The 19,194-nt window shown below is 71.4% G+C and carries 14 protein-coding genes and 1 pseudogene; 9 read left to right on the forward strand and 6 right to left on the reverse strand.

The window, feature by feature from the left end:
- The first annotated feature begins 56 nt into the window (after positions 1-56).
- On the forward strand, positions 57-1,478 hold the full coding sequence (gene rox / locus OOZ19_RS20515) for a rifampin monooxygenase (protein WP_266091756.1): 1,422 nt from the start codon (positions 57-59) through the stop codon (positions 1,476-1,478).
- A 51-nt stretch (positions 1,479-1,529) separates the two neighbouring features.
- On the opposite strand, the gene OOZ19_RS20520 is transcribed toward rox, so the two are convergent.
- Together OOZ19_RS20520 and OOZ19_RS20525 are read right to left on the reverse strand one after the other, a co-directional pair.
- Positions 1,530-2,108, reverse strand: a complete 579-nt coding sequence (locus OOZ19_RS20520; protein WP_266091757.1) for a pyridoxamine 5'-phosphate oxidase family protein — start codon at positions 2,106-2,108, stop codon at positions 1,530-1,532.
- Between the two features lie 34 nt (positions 2,109-2,142).
- Complete coding sequence (locus tag OOZ19_RS20525) at positions 2,143-3,051, reverse strand: helix-turn-helix domain-containing protein (protein WP_266091758.1); 909 nt, start codon at positions 3,049-3,051, stop codon at positions 2,143-2,145.
- Between the two features lie 137 nt (positions 3,052-3,188).
- Between OOZ19_RS20525 and OOZ19_RS20530 the strand changes: the two genes are divergently transcribed.
- The gene (locus OOZ19_RS20530; RefSeq protein ID WP_266091759.1) at positions 3,189-4,433 is read left to right on the forward strand and encodes an MFS transporter; all 1,245 of its coding nucleotides are present in this window, start codon (positions 3,189-3,191) and stop codon (positions 4,431-4,433) included.
- 125 nt (positions 4,434-4,558) lie between these two features.
- A pseudogene (locus OOZ19_RS20535) lies at positions 4,559-5,587 on the forward strand (alcohol dehydrogenase catalytic domain-containing protein); the annotation flags it as partial.
- A gap of 27 nt (positions 5,588-5,614) precedes the next feature.
- Here OOZ19_RS20535 and OOZ19_RS20540 read toward each other — a convergent pair.
- Entirely contained in the window at positions 5,615-6,013 is a 399-nt protein-coding gene (locus tag OOZ19_RS20540; RefSeq protein ID WP_266091760.1) for a VOC family protein, read from the reverse strand.
- A gap of 91 nt (positions 6,014-6,104) precedes the next feature.
- Between OOZ19_RS20540 and OOZ19_RS20545 the strand changes: the two genes are divergently transcribed.
- The 3 genes from OOZ19_RS20545 (at position 6,105) to OOZ19_RS20555 (ending at position 7,589) form a co-directional block, all read left to right on the forward strand.
- A complete protein-coding gene (locus tag OOZ19_RS20545) occupies positions 6,105-7,112 on the forward strand; it encodes a helix-turn-helix transcriptional regulator (RefSeq protein WP_266091761.1) in 1,008 nt (335 codons plus the stop codon).
- A 160-nt stretch (positions 7,113-7,272) separates the two neighbouring features.
- On the forward strand, positions 7,273-7,431 hold the full coding sequence (locus OOZ19_RS20550; protein WP_266091762.1) for a hypothetical protein: 159 nt from the start codon (positions 7,273-7,275) through the stop codon (positions 7,429-7,431).
- Positions 7,389-7,589 (forward strand): hypothetical protein, encoded by a 201-nt coding sequence (locus OOZ19_RS20555; protein ID WP_266091763.1) that lies wholly within the window; start codon positions 7,389-7,391, stop codon positions 7,587-7,589. The genes OOZ19_RS20550 and OOZ19_RS20555 overlap by 43 nt, the downstream gene beginning before the upstream one ends.
- 8 nt (positions 7,590-7,597) lie before the next feature.
- On the opposite strand, the gene OOZ19_RS20560 is transcribed toward OOZ19_RS20555, so the two are convergent.
- Positions 7,598-10,684 carry a UvrD-helicase domain-containing protein gene (locus OOZ19_RS20560; protein WP_266091764.1) on the reverse strand — a complete coding sequence of 1,029 codons (3,087 nt, stop codon included), beginning with the start codon at positions 10,682-10,684 and terminating at the stop codon, positions 7,598-7,600.
- A gap of 247 nt (positions 10,685-10,931) precedes the next feature.
- Between OOZ19_RS20560 and OOZ19_RS20565 the strand changes: the two genes are divergently transcribed.
- Positions 10,932-12,140, forward strand: coding sequence for an amidohydrolase family protein (locus OOZ19_RS20565; RefSeq protein ID WP_266091765.1), 1,209 nt, complete (start codon positions 10,932-10,934; stop codon positions 12,138-12,140).
- A 24-nt stretch (positions 12,141-12,164) separates the two neighbouring features.
- Here the strand turns inward: OOZ19_RS20565 and OOZ19_RS20570 are convergent, their stop codons facing one another.
- Positions 12,165-16,088 carry a serine protease gene (locus OOZ19_RS20570; RefSeq protein WP_266091766.1) on the reverse strand — a complete coding sequence of 1,308 codons (3,924 nt, stop codon included), beginning with the start codon at positions 16,086-16,088 and terminating at the stop codon, positions 12,165-12,167.
- 255 nt (positions 16,089-16,343) lie between these two features.
- On the opposite strand from OOZ19_RS20570, the gene OOZ19_RS20575 reads away from it, so the two are divergent.
- Both OOZ19_RS20575 and OOZ19_RS20580 read left to right on the forward strand, forming a co-directional pair.
- A complete protein-coding gene (locus OOZ19_RS20575; protein WP_266091767.1) occupies positions 16,344-17,210 on the forward strand; it encodes a helix-turn-helix domain-containing protein in 867 nt (288 codons plus the stop codon).
- A complete protein-coding gene (locus tag OOZ19_RS20580; RefSeq protein ID WP_266091768.1) occupies positions 17,201-17,383 on the forward strand; it encodes a DUF397 domain-containing protein in 183 nt (60 codons plus the stop codon). Before OOZ19_RS20575 ends, OOZ19_RS20580 begins: the two co-directional genes overlap by 10 nt.
- A 59-nt stretch (positions 17,384-17,442) precedes the next feature.
- Here OOZ19_RS20580 and OOZ19_RS20585 read toward each other — a convergent pair whose 3' ends face one another.
- Positions 17,443-19,011 carry a class I adenylate-forming enzyme family protein gene (locus tag OOZ19_RS20585; protein ID WP_266091769.1) on the reverse strand — a complete coding sequence of 523 codons (1,569 nt, stop codon included), beginning with the start codon at positions 19,009-19,011 and terminating at the stop codon, positions 17,443-17,445.
- Positions 19,012-19,194: the final 183 nt, after the last annotated feature.

The following is a 19,194-nucleotide window of genomic DNA, read 5'->3' on the forward strand; positions in this document are numbered from 1 at the left end:
AGCCGTTACCTGCGGAAATCGGGTGCACGGCGCGCAACGGTGTCGATGGGGGATGCATGCACGACGTGATCGTGGTGGGCGGCGGGCCCACCGGTTTGATGCTGGCTGGTGAGTTGCGGCTGCACGGTGTGGACGTGGCCGTGCTGGAGCGGGCGACGGCGCCGGTCGAGCAGGTCCGGGCGCTGGGCCTGCACGTGCGCAGCATCGAGGTGCTCGACCAGCGCGGTCTGCTGGAGCGGTTCCTCGAAGTCGGCAACAAGGTGGTGGCGGGCGGCTTCTTCGCGGGGATCACCGAGCAGTGGCCGCAGCGCCTCGACACCGCGCACTCCTACGTCCTGGCGATCCCGCAGCGCAGCACCGAACGCTTGCTGACCGAGCACGCCACCGGGCGCGGCGTGCCGATCCGGCGCGGCTGCGAACTGGCCGGGTTGAGCCAGGACGAGCACGGCGTCAGCGCCGAGCTGGCCGACGGCACCGTGCTGCGCTCGCGCTTCCTCGTGGGCTGCGACGGCGGGCGCAGCACGGTGCGCAAGCTGCTGGGCGTCGCCTTCCCCGGCGAACCCGCCAGGACCGAGACGTTGCTCGGCGAAGTGGAGGTGACCACGCCCCAGCAGGAGTTGGCGGCCGTGATCGCCGAAGTCCGCAAGACCCACGTGCGGTTCGGCGTCATGCCGCTCGAGGACGGCATCTACCGGTTCATCGTGCCCGCCGAGGGAGTGTCGAAGGACCGCACGGTGCCGGTGACGCTCGACGAGCTCAAGCAGCGGACGCGGGCGTTCGCCGGAACCGACTTCGGCGCGCACTCGCCTCGTTCGCTCTCGCGCATCGGCGACGCGACCCGGCTGGCCGAGCGCTACCGGTCCGGCCGCGTGTTCCTGGCCGGCGACGCGGCGCACGTGCACCCGCCGACCGGTGGGCAGGGCCTGAACCTCGGGTTGCAGGACGCGTTCAACCTCGGCTGGAAGCTGGCCGCCGAGATCGCGGGCTGGGCACCGGCGGGCCTGCTCGACACCTACCACTCGGAGCGGCATCCGGTGGCGGCGGCGGTGCTGGACAACACCCGAGCGCAGACGGAGCTGCTGTTGGCCGAGCCGGGTCCGCGTGCGGTGCGGGCGCTGCTGGCGGAGCTGATGACGTTCGAGGAGGTCAACCGGTACCTGATCGAGAAGATCACCGCGATCGGTGTCCGCTACGACTTCGGCGAGGGCCACGACATGCTCGGGCTGCGGCTGCGGGACGTGGGGCTCAAGCGGGGGCGCCTGTACGAGCTGATGCACGCCGGGCGCGGTGTGCTGCTCGACCAGACCGGCGAGCTCTCCGCGCAGGGGTGGGCCGATCGGGTCGACCACGTCGTCGACGTCAGCGAAGAACTCGACGTGCCCGCCGTGCTGCTGCGCCCCGACGGGCACGTGGCGTGGACCGGTGCCGATCAGGGATCGCTGCGCCGCGAGCTCGCGCGGTGGTTCGGCGCCGCCTGAGCGCCGTTGCGCCACCGCTCGCCGGGCACGTCGGCCCGGCGAGCGGTGGGGTCAACCGCGGGGCGGCAACGGCAGCGGCAGCCCCGGCAGGTCGTCGATGCTGGTGGCGATGTGCTCCTTCTTCTCGCAGTAGGCCGCGAATTCCTCGTCGGTCTTGCGGGCGAAGTGCCGGGCGTGCAGGTCGCGTTCCTCGCGGTAGTCCATGAACGGCACTGCGAACCCGCAGGAGTCGCTGATGCGTTCGGCGGCCACGACGATGATCGCCCGCAGCGCCGGTGCGTCGGCGTCGCCGAACCGTGCGATCAGGTCGGTGAACCGGGGGTCGTCGCGGAACACCGGGGTGCCGCGCCCGTGCACGCGCAGCACCTTCGGCGGTCCGGTGAAGGCGCACCACATGAGCGTGATGCGGGAGTTCTCCCGCAGGTGCGCGATGGTTTCGGCGTGGCTGCCGCCGAAGTCGAGGTAGGCCACGGTGTGCTCGTCGAGGACCGCGAGCGTGCCTGACCGGCCCTTCGGGGAGAGGTTGACGTGTCCGTCACCGGACAGCGGCGCGGTGGCCACGAAGAACACCGGCTGCTCGTCGATGAACGCCCGTAATCGCTGGTCGAGGCTCGCGTAGCTGGTTCCCATCAGCCGATTATCACCGGCGGATCAAGAGAATTCCTCACGTTCGCGAGGAGTCCTCGGCGCGCTGCTCCTGGGAGCGGGTGGCCGCCCAGCTGGTGAGGAGTTTGAGCCGGTCTTCGGCGGTGGTACCCGGCTCGGCGGTGTACACCGTCAGGTCGTGCACCGCCCGGTTCGGCAGCGGTAGGTCCAGGGACCGGTAGGTCAAGTCCAGTTCGCCGACCTCCGGGTGCCGCAGGCGTTTGCTGCCGTCGTGGCGGATGCGGACGTCGTGGGAGGCCCACTCGGTGCGGAACCCGGCGCTGAGCGTGGACAGTTCGCCGATGAGTTCGCGCAGGGCCCGGTCGTGGGGCTCGCGGCCGGCTTCGGCGCGCAGCAGCGCCGCGGTGGCGGTCGCGGCGGATTCCCAGTCGACGAAGAAGTCGTGGGCGCTGGGGTCGAGGAAGATGTAGCGGGCGAGGTTGGCGCGGCCGTTCTCGCCGGTGGTGGTGCTGTCGAAGACCGGGGCGTGCAGCGCCCGGGCCAGCGGGTTGGCGGCGATGATGTCCTGGCGGCCGTTGCGCACGAACGCCGAGGACAGGGTCATGGAATCCAGCATCCACTGGACCTCGGGCGGGACCGCGACCTCCTTGCGGCGCGACGGCGTGCGGCGGTGGGGTCGCGCCGTGCGGGCCAGGTCGAACAGGTAGGTGCGTTCGTCCTCGTCGAGCCGCAGCGCGTGGGCGACGGCGCCGAGGACCTCTTCGGACACTCCGCTGATGTGGCCCTTCTCCAGCCGCGTGTACCACTCGGTGCTCACCCCGGCGAGCACGGCGACCTCTTCGCGGCGCAGGCCCGGTACCCGGCGTCGGCCGCTGGTGGGCAGCTCGACCTGTTCGGGGGTGATCTTGGCGCGCCGGCTGGCGAGGAAGTCGCGGATGTCGGAGCGGTTGTCGGGCTGGCGTTCCACGCCATCCAGGTTAGGGGGTGTGCGGGCGCGGAGGGGGTTGAGCTCGTACCCCCGATAAGCGCGACCTTCTCCGCTCGTGGGGAAGCGGGTTCCGTAGGGGGCGACGGTGTGAACACGACCCTGGTGGAGGGCGAAGCATGACCATGCGAGGAGGTGTCCTCGACGCCCCCGGCGACGGGCACGTCGAAGGCCGCGAGCGGCTCCCGCTCGTCGTGCACGTGCTGGCGTTGGGCACGTTCCTGATGCTCACGACCGAGTTCGTGGTCGCGGGCCTGCTGCCCGAGATCGCGGACGAGCTGCAGATCGGCGTGTCCCGTGCGGGACTGCTGATCACGGTGTTCGCGGTCGGGATGATCGTCGGGGCTCCGCTGATGGCGATGCTGACGCTGCGGATGCCCGCCCGGTTGACGTTGATGCTGGCCCTGGGGCTGTTCGCGGCCGGGCACGTCGTGGTCGCCTTCGGCTCCAGCTTCGCGCTGCTGCTGGTGGCGCGGTTCGTGACGGCGTTGGCGACCGGGGCGTTCTGGGCGGTCGCCAACGTGGTCGCCGCACGCGCCGCCGGTCCCGCCGCGAGTTCCCGCGCCCTCGGGCTCGTGGGCGCCGGCGGCATGCTCGCCAACGTCATCGGGGTCCCGCTGGGCGCGTTCGCCGGGCAGCTCGCCGGCTGGCGCGGACCGTTCTGGGCGCTGGCGGTGCTGGCCGCGGCGGCGGTGTGGCTCATCGCCCGCACCGTCGGGCGCGACGGCGCGCAGCAGCAGGCGGTGTCGGTCCGCTCCGAGCTGACGGCGCTGCGTTCGGGACGGCTGTGGCTGGTGCTGGCGGCGTGCGCGACCACGACCGGCGGCGTGCTCTCGGCGTACTCCTACATCGCGCCGCTGCTGACCGGGCGGGCCGGTCTGCCCGCCGGGCTCGTGCCGCTGGTGCTCGTCGGTTTCGGCGTCGGGTCGCTGGCCGGCTCTTTGGTCGGTGGACGTCTCGGCGGGGCCCGGCCGCACGCGACGACGATCGTGGCCGCCGCGGGAAGTTCGGTCCTGCTGCTGGCGATCTGCCTGCTGGCGGGCTTCACGCTGCCCGCGGTCGTGCTGATCACCCTGCTGGGGTTCTTCGGGCTCGGCGCCAACCCGGTGCTGATCTCCCTGGCCGTCCGCTTCGCGGGCAAGGCGCCCACGCTGGGGTCCGCGTTCAGCGTGTCGGCGTTCAGCGTGTCGGCGTTCAACTTCGGCACGGCGGTCGGTTCGTGGATCGCGGGCCGCTCCCTGGACTCCGCTCTCGGCGCCACCGGGCCCGCCGCGGCCGGTGCCGCCATCGCCGCGCTGACCCTGCTGCCCGCGATCACCCTCGCCGTCGTCCAGCACCGCCGGGCGGCGGCCCCCACCTCCTAGGACAGTGAGGGCCGGAGCGGCCGACGTCGCCGCCGGGCCCCGGTCCACCTACGCCGGAGGCGGCCCCGGGTGTCGGAAAACCCGCGCACCCGGAGCCATCCGAACCAACCCGTGGAGAACTTCTGATGCGCGCAACGCTCATGTACGGCGCCGGTGACGTCCGGGTCGAGAACGTCGCGGACTCCGTGCTCAAGCACCCGACCGACGCCCTGGTCCGCGTCACCGCTTCCTGCATCTGCGGCAGCGACCTGCACCCGTACCGCTCGATGTCCGCGACCGACGGTCCGGTCCGGATGGGTCACGAACTGATCGGCGTCGTGGAGGACGTCGGCTCGGACGTCTCCACCCTCACCCGGGGCGATCTGGTCGTTGCTCCGTTCGCGATCTCCGACAACGCCTGCGAGTTCTGCCGCGCGAACCTGCACACGTCCTGCTCGCACCCCGAGGCGAACTTCTGGGACGGGATGCCCGAAGAAGGCGGCCAGGCCGAGGCGGTGCGGGTGCCGCTGGCCGACGGCACCCTGGTGAAACTGCCCGTCGCGCCCGACTCGGCGCTCCTGCCCTCGCTGCTGACCCTCGCCGACGTGTACGGCACCGGATATCACGCCGCGAAGATGGGCGGTGTCGCCCCGGGCAGCCGGGTGACCGTGATCGGTGACGGCGCCGTCGGCCTCCTGTCGGTGCTCTCGGCGCAGCGCCTCGGCGCCGAGCAGATCGTGCTCATGGGCCGCCACCGGGACCGCACCGACCTGGGGCGCGAGTTCGGCGCCACCGACGTCGTCTCCGAGCGTGGCGACGAGGGCGTGGAGAAGGTCCGCGATCTCACTGGCGGGCACGGCTCGCACGTGGTGCTCGAAGCGGTCGGGCACATGCCCGCCTACGAGCAGGCCCTCGGCGTCGTGCGCCCCGGCGGTGTCATCAGCCGCGTCGGCGTCCCGCAGTACGAGGACGCGCCCGTCGGATTCGGCAGCCTGTTCGGCCGCAACATCCGCTTGGCCGGCGGCCCCGCCCCGGTGCGCGCCTACATCGAGGAGCTGATGCCCGCCATCCTCGACGGTGCGATCGAACCGGGGAAGGTCTTCGACGCCACCACCGGCCTCGGCGGCGTGCCCGACGGGTACCGGGACATGGACCGGCGCACGAGCCTCAAGGTCCCTCGTCGAACCGTGACGAGCCGGGCGTCACCGGGCGAACTTCGCGATGGCGGCCGGGGTGACGGGGGTGAAGAAGTTGACGAGGTTGCCGTCGGGGTCGCGCAGCAGCAGCGCGCGGTTTCCCCAGGGCATCGTGGTGGGTTCGGTGACGAAGTCCGCCACGGCACCGGTCAGGTTCCGGTGCAGCTCGTCCACGTCGTCGACGCGGAACTCGATGATGACGCTGCGGTTGTCGGCCGGGGAAGCGGAACCGGGCGCGAACAACCCGACGGTGCGGGTGCTGCCGATCGCGACGGTGGCCGAGGCGGTCCGCAGCTCGGCGAAGTCCTCGGTGGCCCAGTCCGCCCGCACGGCGGTGGCGCGCTCGTAGAAGTCGACGAGGCGGGCGACGTCGGCGGTGATGATGCGGATCGAGACGAAGTCCACGGGGTGCTCCCTGTCAGGTCGGTGCTGGTGACCGCACGCTATGACCGATACCGGGCAGAACCCGCCCGGTATCCGCGGGAGAATTCCCGGCATGCCCCGACCTGCCGCTCGCGTGCTGGCCCTGCTGGAGCTCCTGCAATCGGGAGGGACCCGCGCGGTCGGCGAACTCGCCGACCGGCTCGACGTGGACGAGCGCACGGTGCGGCGCTACGTCGAGCACCTGCTCGACCTCGACGTGCCCGTCGAGTCGGTGCGCGGTCGCTACGGCGGATACCGGCTCGCCGCCGGTTACCGCATGCCCCCGCTGATGCTCGGCGAGGACGAGGCGCTCGCGGTGCTACTCGGCCTGGTCGCGGGCCGCCGGGCCGGGTTGATGACGGCCGCGGGCGCGGCCTCCGAGACGGCGGCGGCGAAGATCCGGCGGGTGCTGCCCGAACGCCTCCGGTCCAGGCTCGACGCCGTGCTCGGTTCCCTCGCCTTCACCGCGGCTCCCGGTGAGCAGCCCGTCCCGGAGACCGCGGTGCTGCTGCCGATCGCCGACGCGGTGCGCCACCACCACCCGGTCGCGATCCGCTACACCGCCGCCGACGGCCGCCGCAGCGACCGCACCCTGCACCCTCACGGGCTCGTCGCCCACTCCGGCCGGTGGTACGTGACGGGAACCGACCCCGCTATCGGCGAAGAGCGGACGTTCCGGCTGGATCGGATCGCCGATGCGAGGGCCCTGCCGGGCTCGTTCGAGCGGCCCGCCGGTGTCGATCCCGCGGAGCGGGTCCTGACGGGCCTCGCCACCGCCCCCTACCGGCACGAGGTGACGCTGCGGGTCCAGGGGACCGCCGAGCAGATCCGCACCCGGCTGCCCGCCGGTATCGCCCTCGTGGAGGAACCGCCGACCGGCGCGGACGCCGAGCACTGGTCCCGCGTGGAGCTGCGGGCGCAGCGGCTCGACTGGCTGCCCGGCGTGCTCGCGGCGCTGGACCTGCCGTTCGTCATCGACCGGCCGGATGAGCTGCGCGACCTCGTCGCGGCGTTCGCCGACCGGCTCGTGCGCTCGGCCCGGCGAACCCGGCCTGGCGCGGGCGCGGCGTTCGAGGGATAGCGGCGCCTGGCCCCGCAAGGTCCGGCGGTGGACGCGGACGTTCGGCTCCCCGGCGGGCCTTCCGGGGGACGGGTCGGTGGGAACCCCGATGGTCCCGGCGGTGCGGTTCCTTAACGTGGTGCGCACCGTGATCGTGAGGGGGCGGCCGATGGTGCCGGGCGTGTACGAGGTTCAGGTGCGGGGGTGCGCGTCGACGCGGGAGGCGTTGGCGTGGCGGGAACCGATCGTGCTGCTGCTGTGCCCCGAACCGGAGCACCCGGGCCCGTGCGCGGTGCCGTGGACGTTCACGTCCGCGCCGTGGACGGCGAGGAATGCCTGATCACCGCGATCATCGCCCCCGCCCCCGCCGCCGAGCGGATCGCCGAGCAGGTCCGGGCACTGACCGGGCACGAAGTGGTGCTGCGCCGGGGCGCCCCGGACGACTTCGAGGTGCTGGTCGAGCAGTACCGCATCGAACACGGCGCGCTGCCCGGCTGAGGTTCGCCTCAGAGCAGGCTGAGCTGGGTCGCTCGCGCCTTGCGCGGGCTGGGGGTGTCGGCGCGGGTGACGGCGTCGCCGAGGCCGGTCAGGAACGGCGACGGGGCGCGGTCGCGGGCTTGGCCGTGGCGGGTTCGGCGGGTGGCGTGGGTGAGCCACAGGTGGTCTTGGGCGCGGGTGACGCCGACGAAGAACAGCCGCCGCTCCTCCGCGATCTCCTCGGCGGTGGCGTCGGAACCGGGCCAGGTCAACGGCAGCAGCCCGTCTTCGCAGCCGACGAGGAACACCACGGGGAATTCGAGGCCCTTCGACGCGTGCAGCGTCAGCAGCGAGATCGCCTCGGCTCGGGGGTCGAGGGTGTCGACCTCGGCGCCGAGCAGCACTTCCCGGCGGAACCGCTCCAGGTCGTCTCCGCAGCGCGACGCCAGGGGTGTGAGCAGTTCCAAAGCGTTGTGCACGTCGGGTTGGGCATCGTCGGGGACGGTGAACACGACGGTCGTCGCGGCGGCGCGCAGCTTGTCGAGGGCGGTTCCGCAGCGGTCGGCGACGTGGGCGAGTTCGGTGATCAGCAGGTCCACGCCGGGCCGCGCCGACAGCGGGTCGTGGGAGCGCTTCTGCACGGGCAGGCCCGCGCGGGCGAATTCGTCGAGCAGCAGCCGGGATTGCGCGTCGGTGCGGTAGAGCACGGCGATGTCGTTGAACCCGACGCCGCCGGGGCCGTCGCCGTCGACGCGTCCGCTGTCGAGGGAGTGGAACGACGACCCGCCGAGCAGCCGGTCGATCTCGCGGGCGACGAAGGCCGCTTCGGCTCGTTCGTCGGCGGCCTCGTGGCGGATGACGCGGTGCGGGTCGCGCCCGGAGGCGGCGTGCAGGGCGCGGCCGGGCACCAGGGTGCTGGGGGCGACGGCGCGCACGGCGGTGTCGATGATGTGGCGCCCGCTGCGGTAGTTGCGGGTCAGCGCGTGCACGGGCGCGCTCGGGTAGTCCTGTTCGAAGCGCAGGAAGAACCCGACGTCGGCGCCGCGGAACGAGTAGATCGCCTGGTCGGGGTCGCCGATGGCGGTCAGGTTCGCCTCCCGCGGTGCCAGGGCGCCCAGCAGCCGGTACTGGGTGGCGTCGACGTCCTGGTACTCGTCGACGGTGATCCACCGGTAGCGCCGCCGGTAGGTCTCGGCGAGGCCGGGGTCGTTCTCCAGCAGCCGCACCGGTTCGGTGAGCAGGTCGTCGAAGTCGACGAGGTCGAGTTCCCGCAGCCGTCGCCGGTACCGGTCGGCCGCGTCGGGGTCGGCGTCGGGCAGCTTCGGCAGCAGCCGGCGGGCGGCCTTGTCGTCACCGGTGATCTCGGTGAGCACGGCGAGCCTGCGCGTGGTGTCGGCGACGGTGAACTGGGCGCTGAGCCCGAGGGCGCCGTGGTGTTCGCGCAGCAGTTGCAGCCCGAAGGAGTGGAAGGTGCCGACGGTGATGTCGGCGGCGGCCGGGCCGATGAGCGCGTGGAGGCGTTCGGTGAGCTCGTCGGCGGCGCGGCGGGTGAAGGTGATCGCGAGGCATTCGGCGGCGGGCACGTCGCGTTCGAGCACGAGGTGCGCGAGCCGGTGGGTGACGGTGCGGGTCTTGCCGGTGCCGGGCCCGGCGACGATGAGCAGCGGTCCGCCGGGCACTTCGGCGGCGGCGCGCTGGTCGGGGTCGAGCCCGGCGAGAATTCCGCGCGCGGGTGTTTGCGGTGGCGCCGCAGGGGTTTCGGCCGGTTCCGGGTGCTGTGCGGGTTCGGCGGGGGCGGCGTGCCGGGGCTCCTCCGCGGCCGGGGCGAACAGGGAGTCGTCGAACAGGCTGTAGGAGTCGCCGTTGCGCAGCCGGGCGAGTTCGGCGGGTTGGAACACGCGGATGGTGCCGTACTCCCCGTCGTAGCCCGCGTCGCGCACGACCTCACCGGCGCGCAGCCGTCCGATGGCTTCGGCGACGCGCGGGTCGCTGCGCCGCAGCTCGTCGAGCGGCACAGCGTCGAGGATGCCGAGTTCCGGGCCGTGGGCGGCGACGAGATCGGACACGGCGCCGAAGACCTTCTTGCTCTTGGGGCCGACGCCGTGGATCTCCCCGACGATCTCCGGCAGCGGGATGAGGTTGCGGAACCCGGTGGCCCCGTCGGGCCGGATGCCACCGGGCCGGTCGGCGAGGTCGTCGACGCGGTGCTGCACGCCGACGGTCAGCGGCTTCCCGCACTCCGGGCAGCGCCCGCCTCGGGACTTGGTGTCGCCGGGTTCCAGCCGCACACCGCACTTGCGGTGCCCGTCGAGGTGGTACTTGCCCTCTTCGGGGAAGAACTCCACGGTGCCCGCGAACCCGTCGCGGGTTTCCAGTGCGCGCTTCATCGCGTGGTAGTCGAGGTCGGTGTCGAACACCGTCGCTTCGCGCCCCAGCATCGGAGGCGAGTGCGCGTCGGAGTGGCTGACCAGGGTGTAGCGGTCGAGCCCGGACACCCGCCAGTTCATCTCCGGGTCGCTGGACAGGCCCGTTTCCAACGCGAAGACGTGTCCGGCGAGGTCGCGGTAGGCGTCGTCGATCGAGTTGAACCCGGCCTTCGAGCCGAGCACCGCGAACCACGGCGTCCACACGTGCGCGGGCACCAGGTAGCCGCCGCACTCCAAGGTGATCTCCAGCAGGTCGCGGGAGTCCAAGCCGAGGATGGGCCGCCCGTCGGAGGCGAGGTTGCCGATCTTCCCGAGGCGCAGGGAGAACTCCTCGGCGGAGGCGAAGTCCGGCATGTAGCACAGGTGGTGGATCTTGCGCGTGTAGTCGCCGCGCTTGTAGATCGTGGAGATCTCCGAGGACAGCATGAACCGCACGTCGCCGCCGCAGTTCGCGGGCATCGCCTCGGTGATCTCCCGGTCCCGCTCCGGCCGCAGCCGCAGCAGCCCGGGTTCGGCCGGTTCCAGCACTTCGGTGAGATGCGCGAACCACGCGGGATGGGTCAGGTCCCCGGTGCCCACCACGGAGATGCCCTTGCGCCGCGCCCACCAGGTGAGGTGCTCGATGTCGCAGTCCTTGCTGCACGCGCGGGAGTACTTCGAGTGGACGTGCAGATCGGCGTAAAAGCGCACCCGGTGATCTTGCCAGTCCGGCGGCGCGGCACGGGAAGGGCCCGGTGCGCGCGGATTTCCGCGGTGCGCGGCGGTTTCCGGCAATGCGCCCGCACCACCGGGCGCGCCGAGTAGCCTCGGCGGCGCCCACCGGATCAGCTGGGGCGGCGAGCACTCGAACGTCGACGCGCCGCGGAGGAGGCCCCCGTTGCGCGGGCGTCGACGGCGCGGCGCACCGCTCGCGCTCCGATCACCGGGAGGACCTTCCGTGCTGCTGCTGACCGCCGACACCGTCCTGACGGGACCTGACGGCGACCGGATCCCCGGAGGCGCCGTGCTCGTCGACGGGCGCACGATCACCGCCGCCGGACCCCGCGCCGAGATCGACCGGCACCCGGCCGCCGCCGGGGCCGAGCACCGCGACTTCCCCGGCGCGACGATCCTGCCCGGCTTGATCAACGGTCACGCCCACCTGGTGTGGGACGCCAGCTTCAAGATGCTGCAGAACTACTTCGACGCCGACGACGACGAGCTGCTGCTCGGGGTCGTCGGCCGGTCCCAGCAGGCCCTGCGCGCCGGTGTCACCACGCTGCGCGACCTGGGTGATCGTCGCGGCCTCGTGCTGCGGGTGCGGGACGCGATCAACCGCGGCGAGCTCACCGGCCCCCGCCTCCTCGGTTCCGCCGCGCCCCTGACCCCGCCGAAGGGCCACTGCTGGTTCTTCGGCGGCGAGGTCGCCGGTGCGGACGCGATCCGCGCTCAGATCCGCCACAACGCCGAGCTCGGAGCCGACGTCATCAAAGTGATGGCCTCCGGTGGGGAGACGACCCCGGAATCCCCTCCGACGTGGGCCGGGCAGTTCAGCGCCGAGGAACTGCGCGTCGTGGTCGCCGAAGCCACCGCCGTGGGCCTGCCCGTGGCCGCGCACGCGCACGGCACCGGGTCCATCGCGGACGCCGTCGCCGCCGGGGTCTCCACGATCGAGCACTGCTCGTGGCTGGGAGCCGAGAATTCGGGACCGGACCTGCGCGAGGACGTCGCCCGCGAGATCAGCGACCGCGGCATCGCGGTCTGCCACGCCTACCCGCCGGACTGGCGCGGCTTCGCCGACTTCGTCGGCGAGCAGCGGTTCCAGGCCGCGCTGGAACGGGTCCGATGGATGGACCAGTTCGGTGTGAAGTTCCTGCCCGGCACCGACGGGGGCCTGCCGACGTCGGTGTTCGACGACTACGCCGGGGCGCTGTCGTACTACGTGGAGGCGGTGGGCTGGACGCCGGGCCGAGTCGTCGACATGGCCACCGCCGGTGCGGCGGCGGCGCTCGGACTCGACCAGGTCGGGCAGGTCGCCGCGGGATTCGACGCCGACCTCCTCGTCGTCGACGGCGATCCCAGCGCCGACATCCACGCCCTGCACCGGCAGCGCCTGGTCGTCGCCCGCGGTGAGCCGATCGCCCCTGCCGCTGTCGGGGTGCGCTGAAGGCGGGGCCGGAGCTCTGCGAGGTCAAGCGCAGGGGCGGTCGCGGCTCGCCCCGGCGGGCAGCAGTACCGCTTCCTGCTCAGTGAAGTCGCGGTCCGAAACCCGGCACAGATCCCGGAACCACATCGCCGGGTCGAGCGGGATCACGCGGCGGTAGCCAGGCTGTTCGACGACCAGCTCGTCGTCCACCAGCGCGGGGCTCATCGCCTCGCCGAAGTCGATCGCGGCCAGCCGACGACGAGCATGCCAGTCCCACACCTCAGTGCCGCTCTCAGTTCTGCTCTGGATGAACAGATGCTGCGCGGAAACGCCGAGCAGTGTCGCAAAATCACCGTTCACCTGCGGAAGAACCCGTTGCGAGCGCAAGTCCATGAGAGTGACCGTGCCGTCGAACGCGTTGAGGATCGCGACGGTCGCACCGTCCGGTGACACCACCGGCGCTTCCGCGCCGACCTGGGAATCGGGGAAGAGGAACTCGTTCAGCAGGGCGCGGGTGCGGTAGTTCCACACCGACACCGAATTCTCCGTTCCCACCACGACCTGGCCCGGGTGCCGTGGCCGGAAGACCATGCTCGGCCCGGCCGGCAGGTTATCGGGAGGCGGGGGAGGCTCTTCCAACATCATCGGCGGTGCAGTTTGCTCCCCCCGGCGGACGTCCCAGAACGACAGCAAGCCGGACTGGCTCACCAGCACCTCACCGCTCGGATCGATCAGGAGGTGCGGCGGACCGGAGTACCCGGTTCTCAGGTCGTCGTTACGGGCGTCGGGCCCCGGAAGCCGCACTTCCCGCTCCAGGACGAGTCCGTCGGTGCGGAAGATGCGCATCGTGGTGCCGGTCGCGGCGAGAACGCGTTCGCCCGAAGCGTCGAAGGCGAGCGCCTCCGGCTCTGAAAAGGGGAAGGGAACGCGGCCCAGTGTCGTGGCGTCACCATCGAGCAGAACGAGACTGCTGGGTTCGTCGGGTTCGTCGTAGCGGATGCTGTGACCGTTGTCGTAGGCGATCCACCGCTGACCGTCGGCGCTGCGAGCTTTCAGCGCCGTCGAATCGGGCGGGGCGATGTGCCTGGCAGCCTTCGCGGTCGCTATCCGCACGGCACCGTGATCGACGTCGAGGAAGGTGCCCGTTCCCTCGCGACCGGCGATGATCACAGGGAACCCTCCGCGAAACAGGTCGTCATCCAGCTCGGCTACGTCGAGGACTCGTCCGGTGCGCCATTGAATCGCGGCGGGCACCTGTCCGTTGATGTCCGTCAGGTACTGCCCGGTCTCGTCGAGTGTGAGATTGCATTCCGGTGCTGGGAAACGACCTGTGATCGTGCCGGTGAAGGATTCGTGCACGGTCACGGTGTCGTCGGTGCACACGCTGAGGTGGGTGCCGTTGCCGAGCAGCTCGCTGGTGAGCGTTCCGGACGGTGGGAATGTTTTGATGTCGGCGCCGGTTGCGCGATCACGCACGACCGTGGTGATGAACCCCGATTCCAGACCGCGACGTTCGCGGGTGATCAGCGCGCGGCCGTCGGCGGACGGGTACGCCGCGTCGATATCGAACCAGTCGGCCTCCACCGGGATGGGCAGTTCGCGCATGGTGCCGAGATCCCACATCTTCACGGGCGTGGTGGCTCGATTTCCTTCATGGGGGGTCACGGCCGTCAGGTAGCGGCTGTTCGCGCTGAACCTGGGCGGTCCATATGGATCTGATTCGAGCAGGGTCGGTTCCCCATCGGGATCGGAGAGATCCCAAACCTGGAGTCCATCGTCGCCTGGCAGTACCAAGAAGCGTCCATCCGGGCTCAGCTCGAACTCGCCTTCCGAAACGTTCGTGATCTCCCGGCGCGTCGGGTTCGGACCGAGCAGATCCCACCACACCACGGTCGGCTCGGCGGGGTCCACGGGGCTGAGGACGAGGACGTGCCCGTCCGCGTTGGACGCGATGTCGTCCACTTCGCCGACCAGTTGCGGCGGCAGCACACGGTCCACGCCGCTCCAAGCGACCTGCTGTTGCAGCAGCGCTCCGTAGGCGTCGGGGCTGTGGGGACTTTCCCGCCAGGCGGCGAGGGCGAGTTGCAGCGCCGTGACCGGATCGGGGTCGGTGGCGAGGTTCGCCTCCTGGGCGATGAGGGTCGAGTTCGTCGCGCGCAGGGTGCGGTCGAGTTCGGCGGAGTTGCTGATCGCCACGGCGGTCAGGGCCGCCGACACCAGCGCAAGCGTGGTCGAGATCGCGGTGATGGTGATCCACCGGCGTCGGCTCCGGCTCTGGGCGGCGGTGCTGCGCCGGATGAACGAGGCCGACCGCGCCGGGACGTCCTGCTCGCGTTGACCGAGCCATCTGGACGCTTCGTCCAGCGCCGCCCCGCGCAGCAGCACCCCGGATCGTTCCAGGTCGTCGACTTTCGCTTGCCACGCCACGAAATCGGCGTCCTCGGCCAGCCAAGTGCGCAGTTGCGGCCAGTGGTCGATGAGGGCTTGGTGGGCGAGGTTGACGCGCTGGTCCTCGATGACCAGAAGCCGCTCGGCCGCGAGGTATCCGGCGATCTCCCGCAGGTCCGCTCCCAGTTCCGCGAGGTGCGCGCTGCGGCGGGCGTAGCCGCCTTCACCGTCGGGGCGGGTGAGGTGGACCAGGAGTTGCCGGGCGCTGCGGCGACGTTCGTCCTTCTGCCGGGCCTGCTGCGGGCCGTCGAGTTCGCCGGGTTCGGGCAGGGCGCGATCGGCGTGGCGGCTGAGCGCGCCGGGGACGCGGCCGAGGTGTTCGTAGGCCTGGTGGGTGAGCCAGGCGCCGTGGCGGTTCTCCCACAGCTGTTCGAGCACGAGCGACACCAGCGGCAGGGTCCCGGGTTCGTCGCTGGTGTCGTCGAGGATGCGTTGCGCCAGCCCGGCTTCGAAGGCCAGTCCGCCGACGTGCGCGGCGGGTTCTTCGATGGCGGCGGCCAGCTGCTGCCGCGACATCGGTTCGAGGAACCACACGGCCCGGTTGAGCTCGTCGACGGTGTCCCGCGTGATCAGGTCGTCGAGGGAGCGGGACCGCAGCGTCAGCACGGCCCGCAGCGGTTCCGTCCGGGCCAGCGCCCTGGTGAGCTCGGTGATCCTCTCCCGCGCCGCCACGGGGTCGTCGACGACGGCCTCTTCGAACTGGTCGAGGACCAGCAGCGTGTCGGTGGTGGCCTCGGGGATCTCGTCGTGGGCGCCGAGTTCGACGATCCGCGTCCCGTCCCGTTGGAGCAGGGGCACCAGTCCCGCGTGCACCAGCGACGACTTCCCGCTGCCGGACGGGCCCGCGACCGCGACCAGGTCCCGGCGGTCCACCAGCTGCCGCAGCCGCTCGATATCGGCGTCGCGCCCGCGGAACAGCTCGGAGTCTTCCTGCCGGAACGAGCGCAGTCCCCGGTACGGGTTGCGGGTCGGCGCGGTCCAGGCGTCGCCGAGCGCCGTGGTCGGCACCAGGTGCGCGGTCGCGGCGTTGCGGGCGGTGGTCACGACCATGCCGACGACCCCGGCGAGCTCTTCGTCCCACACCGGCGCCCCGCTGAAGCCGGGTTCGATCTGCCAGTGCCCGGTGTCCTGCGCCATCTGGATGCGGCCCCTGCTTTGGGCGCCGACGAGCCTGCCGGTGACCCAGACGCCGTCCGACTCGGCGGCGGGGAACCCGAAGGTGCGGAACCGGTGATCGCGGACGTCGCCGTTGATCCGCGCCGGAACCGGCAGCGCACCGGTCGGCGGTTCGGCCAGCCGCAGGATCGCCACGTCGAGTTCGTCGTCGCGCTCCAGCACTTCGACGGCGTGGCCGTGGCTGCCGAGCAGGGGGAAGTCCGCGATCGGCTCCGCGTCACCGATGACGTGCGCGCAGGTCGCGACCACACCGGGTGCGATGAGGAACCCCGCGCCGAGCACGCGCCGCCCGTCGCGCAGCCGGACGAGCGCGGCGTCCAACGGATCGACCGCTAACCCGTTCATCTCGCGTGACCCCCGAACTCGCGCCTGCGGTCCGATCGAAGCTAGCCCACGATCCGTCGCACCGGGGCGAGTTCCGGTGTTCTGGCCGATGAGGTTGACCGCAGCGTGGTTCGCAACGGCTCGTCCGGCGGCCGTTGCGAAGGGGGCACGCCGTCAGTACTTGGTGTGGTTGAGCCGGAAACGCCGTCTCCGATGCTGGATCTCGGCGAGTGCGCACGTCGATCATGGCCGCTTCCCCAATGAGGAGGTGCACCCGTGCCGGCGAACGCTCTCACCGTCCGAGGCCAGGAACTCGGCGAGCAACTGCGCGTGCTGCGCGCGGAATCCGGGATGAACCTGCAATCCGCGGCCCGCCGCATCGACATGTCCCCGAGCCAGCTCAGCCGCTTGGAGAACGGTCAGCGCAGAGCACCGGTGGAAGTCGTCACGGCCCTACTGGCGACCTACGGGGTCACCGGGCAGCGGCGCAGGACCGCTCTCGCGCTCGCCCGCGAACACGACGAGCACGGCTGGTGGCAACGTGACCGGCCGGATCTTCCTAGCAGGCAGGACACGTTGGCAGCGTTGGAGTCCCGAGCCGACCGCATCGTGAACTACGAGGGCGTCGTCATTCCCGGCTTGTTGCAGACCGGGGAGTACACGCGCGCCTTGCTCACCGAGCCGGGAATGGAACCTCGAAGCAGCCTCGAACAGTGCATGCTGACTCGACTACGACGGCAATCGGTGTTGTTGCGCCGCAACTCGCCTGACTTCGTCGCGATCATCGACGAGTTCGCATTGCGACGGTTCGTCGGGGGGCAAGACGTGTTGCGGCGCCAGCTGGAGTACCTACTCGAAGCCGCATGTCGCCCGAACGTCGAGATCAGGGTGCTGGTGAACTCCGGTGCTCACGCCGGATTGCGAGGCCCGTTCTGCATGGTGCGCCAACGTTCAGGACAGGCGGTGGTGATGCTGGAGAACCTCACGTGCAGCCTGTTCGTCGAAGACCCGGACGACGTGGTCAGGTACGAGCTCGCGGCCCGCAAGCTGTTGACCCGCGCCCTGGATACGCCAGAATCGACCAAGCTGATCGCCACTTTGGCGATGGAGATGGACGCGGAGGCGGATTGCGCATGGACTTGAGCAGCTTGGCGTCGTTGCGGTGGAAGAAGAGCAGCCACAGCGTTGAGGACAACTGCGTGGAGGTTGCGGTAGCGGGGACGATGACCGCGATGCGGGACTCGAAAGATCCGCAGGGCCCGGCGCTCGTCGTTTCCCGCGCCGCGTTCCGCCGTTTCGTGTCCGGCCTCGGCTGAGGCCTGCACCGCCCAGTGCCCCGCCGGGCCGGTGGGGCACTGGGAACTGAGCGCAGGTGTCAGCGCTGGAGCGCGGGTTCCTCGCTCGCGCGCAGCGCTTTCTTGTCGACCTTCCCGACGCGGGTCGTGGGCAGGGCGGGCAGCAGCACCGTGTCGTGCGGCGTGTAGTTCGGCCCGAGTTCCGCGGTGACCAGGTCGGCTACCGCGTCGATGTCGATGCCCTCACCGGCGAGGTAGATCCGCACTCGTTCGCCGAGGGCCTCGTCCGGGACGCCGACGGCCGCCGCGTGCCGCACACCGGGCAGCGTGTGCAGGAAGTCCTCCAGCACCTTGCTGTAGACGTTGCCGCTGGCCTCGCCGGTCACGATGACGTCCTTCGCCCGGTCCACCAGGTACAGGTATCCGTCCGCGTCCAGGTAGCCGATGTCGCCGGTGCGCAGCCACCCGGCGGCGTCGACCGCTTCCGCGGTGCGTTCCGGGTCTTGCCAGTAGCCCAGCATCCTCGCCGGGCTGAGCACGCAGACCTCTCCGGCCTGTCCCTGCGGCAGCACCTCGCCGTCCTGCGCGCGGATCTCCAGCTGGGTGCCGGGAAAGGGACGTCCGCAGCTGCGCCACCGCGCGGAGTCGATGTCACCGGGTTCGGGCAGTTCCTCTGCGGGCAGGAAGGTGATGCCCGCGCACTCGGTCTGCCCGTAGCCCTGGGCGATGACCGGTCCGAACGTCTCGACCGCCTGCCGCAGCCGGTGCGGCGCGATCGGCGCCGCACCGAGGCTGATCTGCCGCAACGCGGGCAGTGCGCCCCGCTCGCAGTCCGGGTGGTCCAGGAGCTGGTACAGCATGGGCGGCACCGTGAACACGGTGGTGATCTCTTCCTCCCGCAGCGCGGTGAAGGCGGCGTCCGCGTCCCACTCGGGGAGGACCACCAGCGGCGACCCCGTCATCAAGGCGGCGAGCATGGTCAGATGACCGCTGGTGTGGGTCAGCAGGGTCACGACGAGGACCCGGTCTCCGCCCGCGGGTTGCGGTTCGCGGGCCGCTTCCGTCACGGCGGCGATCACGTCGTAGGGCAGCCGACCGTGGGCCGCGAGCTTCGGCCGGCCCAACGTGCCACCGGTGTAGAACACGGTGACCGCATCGCTCGGGCCGGGTTCCGGCGCGGGCTCAGGCCGCTCCGCGGGGCACTGCGCCGCGAGCGCCAAGACGTCGGTGTCGGCGAACGGCTCGTCGGACGCGCCCAGGCTCAGCAGCGTGGGAGCACGGGTGCAGCGCTCGGCAGCGTGCAGGGCCTGCTGCGCGTAGGCGGGGTCGGCGACGACGATGCGCGCACCGGACTGGTCGATGAGCGCGGCGAGTTCACCCGGACCGGGTTCCGGCGGCAGCATCACCGCCCGGCAGCCGATCATGTGCACGGCCAGCACGAGCAGCGCCGATTCCGCGCGGTTGGTGAGGAACAGTCCGACGCCGTCGCCCGGCGCGAGCCCTTGCCCGCGCAGCGCGTGCCCGAGTTGGAACAGCCGCCGCCGGGCCTGCCCGCGCGTGAGCCGCATCGGCCCGCACACCAGCGCGTCCTGCTCCTCGTCCTGCTCCCACCGGGAGAGGATCCGCTCGATGTACATACCTGGGGGCATCGTGGCATCAGAAATCACCGGAGAATGCAATCACGAGCCACAGCCCGGAATTCCGCAACCCGGCGCGGGGTCCGGTTTGTCGTTTCTCGTCCCATGTTCCGGTGTTTCGCGCCGCCTCGACCGGTACCGGGAGGGCGGTTCGCCGTGTTGCGGGCTCGCGTCCGCTCGGGCTTTGAGCGCGTG

Origin of the sequence: Saccharopolyspora sp. NFXS83, from assembly GCF_026241095.1 — a bacterium.
Taxonomy (GTDB): Bacteria; Actinomycetota; Actinomycetes; order Mycobacteriales; family Pseudonocardiaceae; genus Saccharopolyspora_C.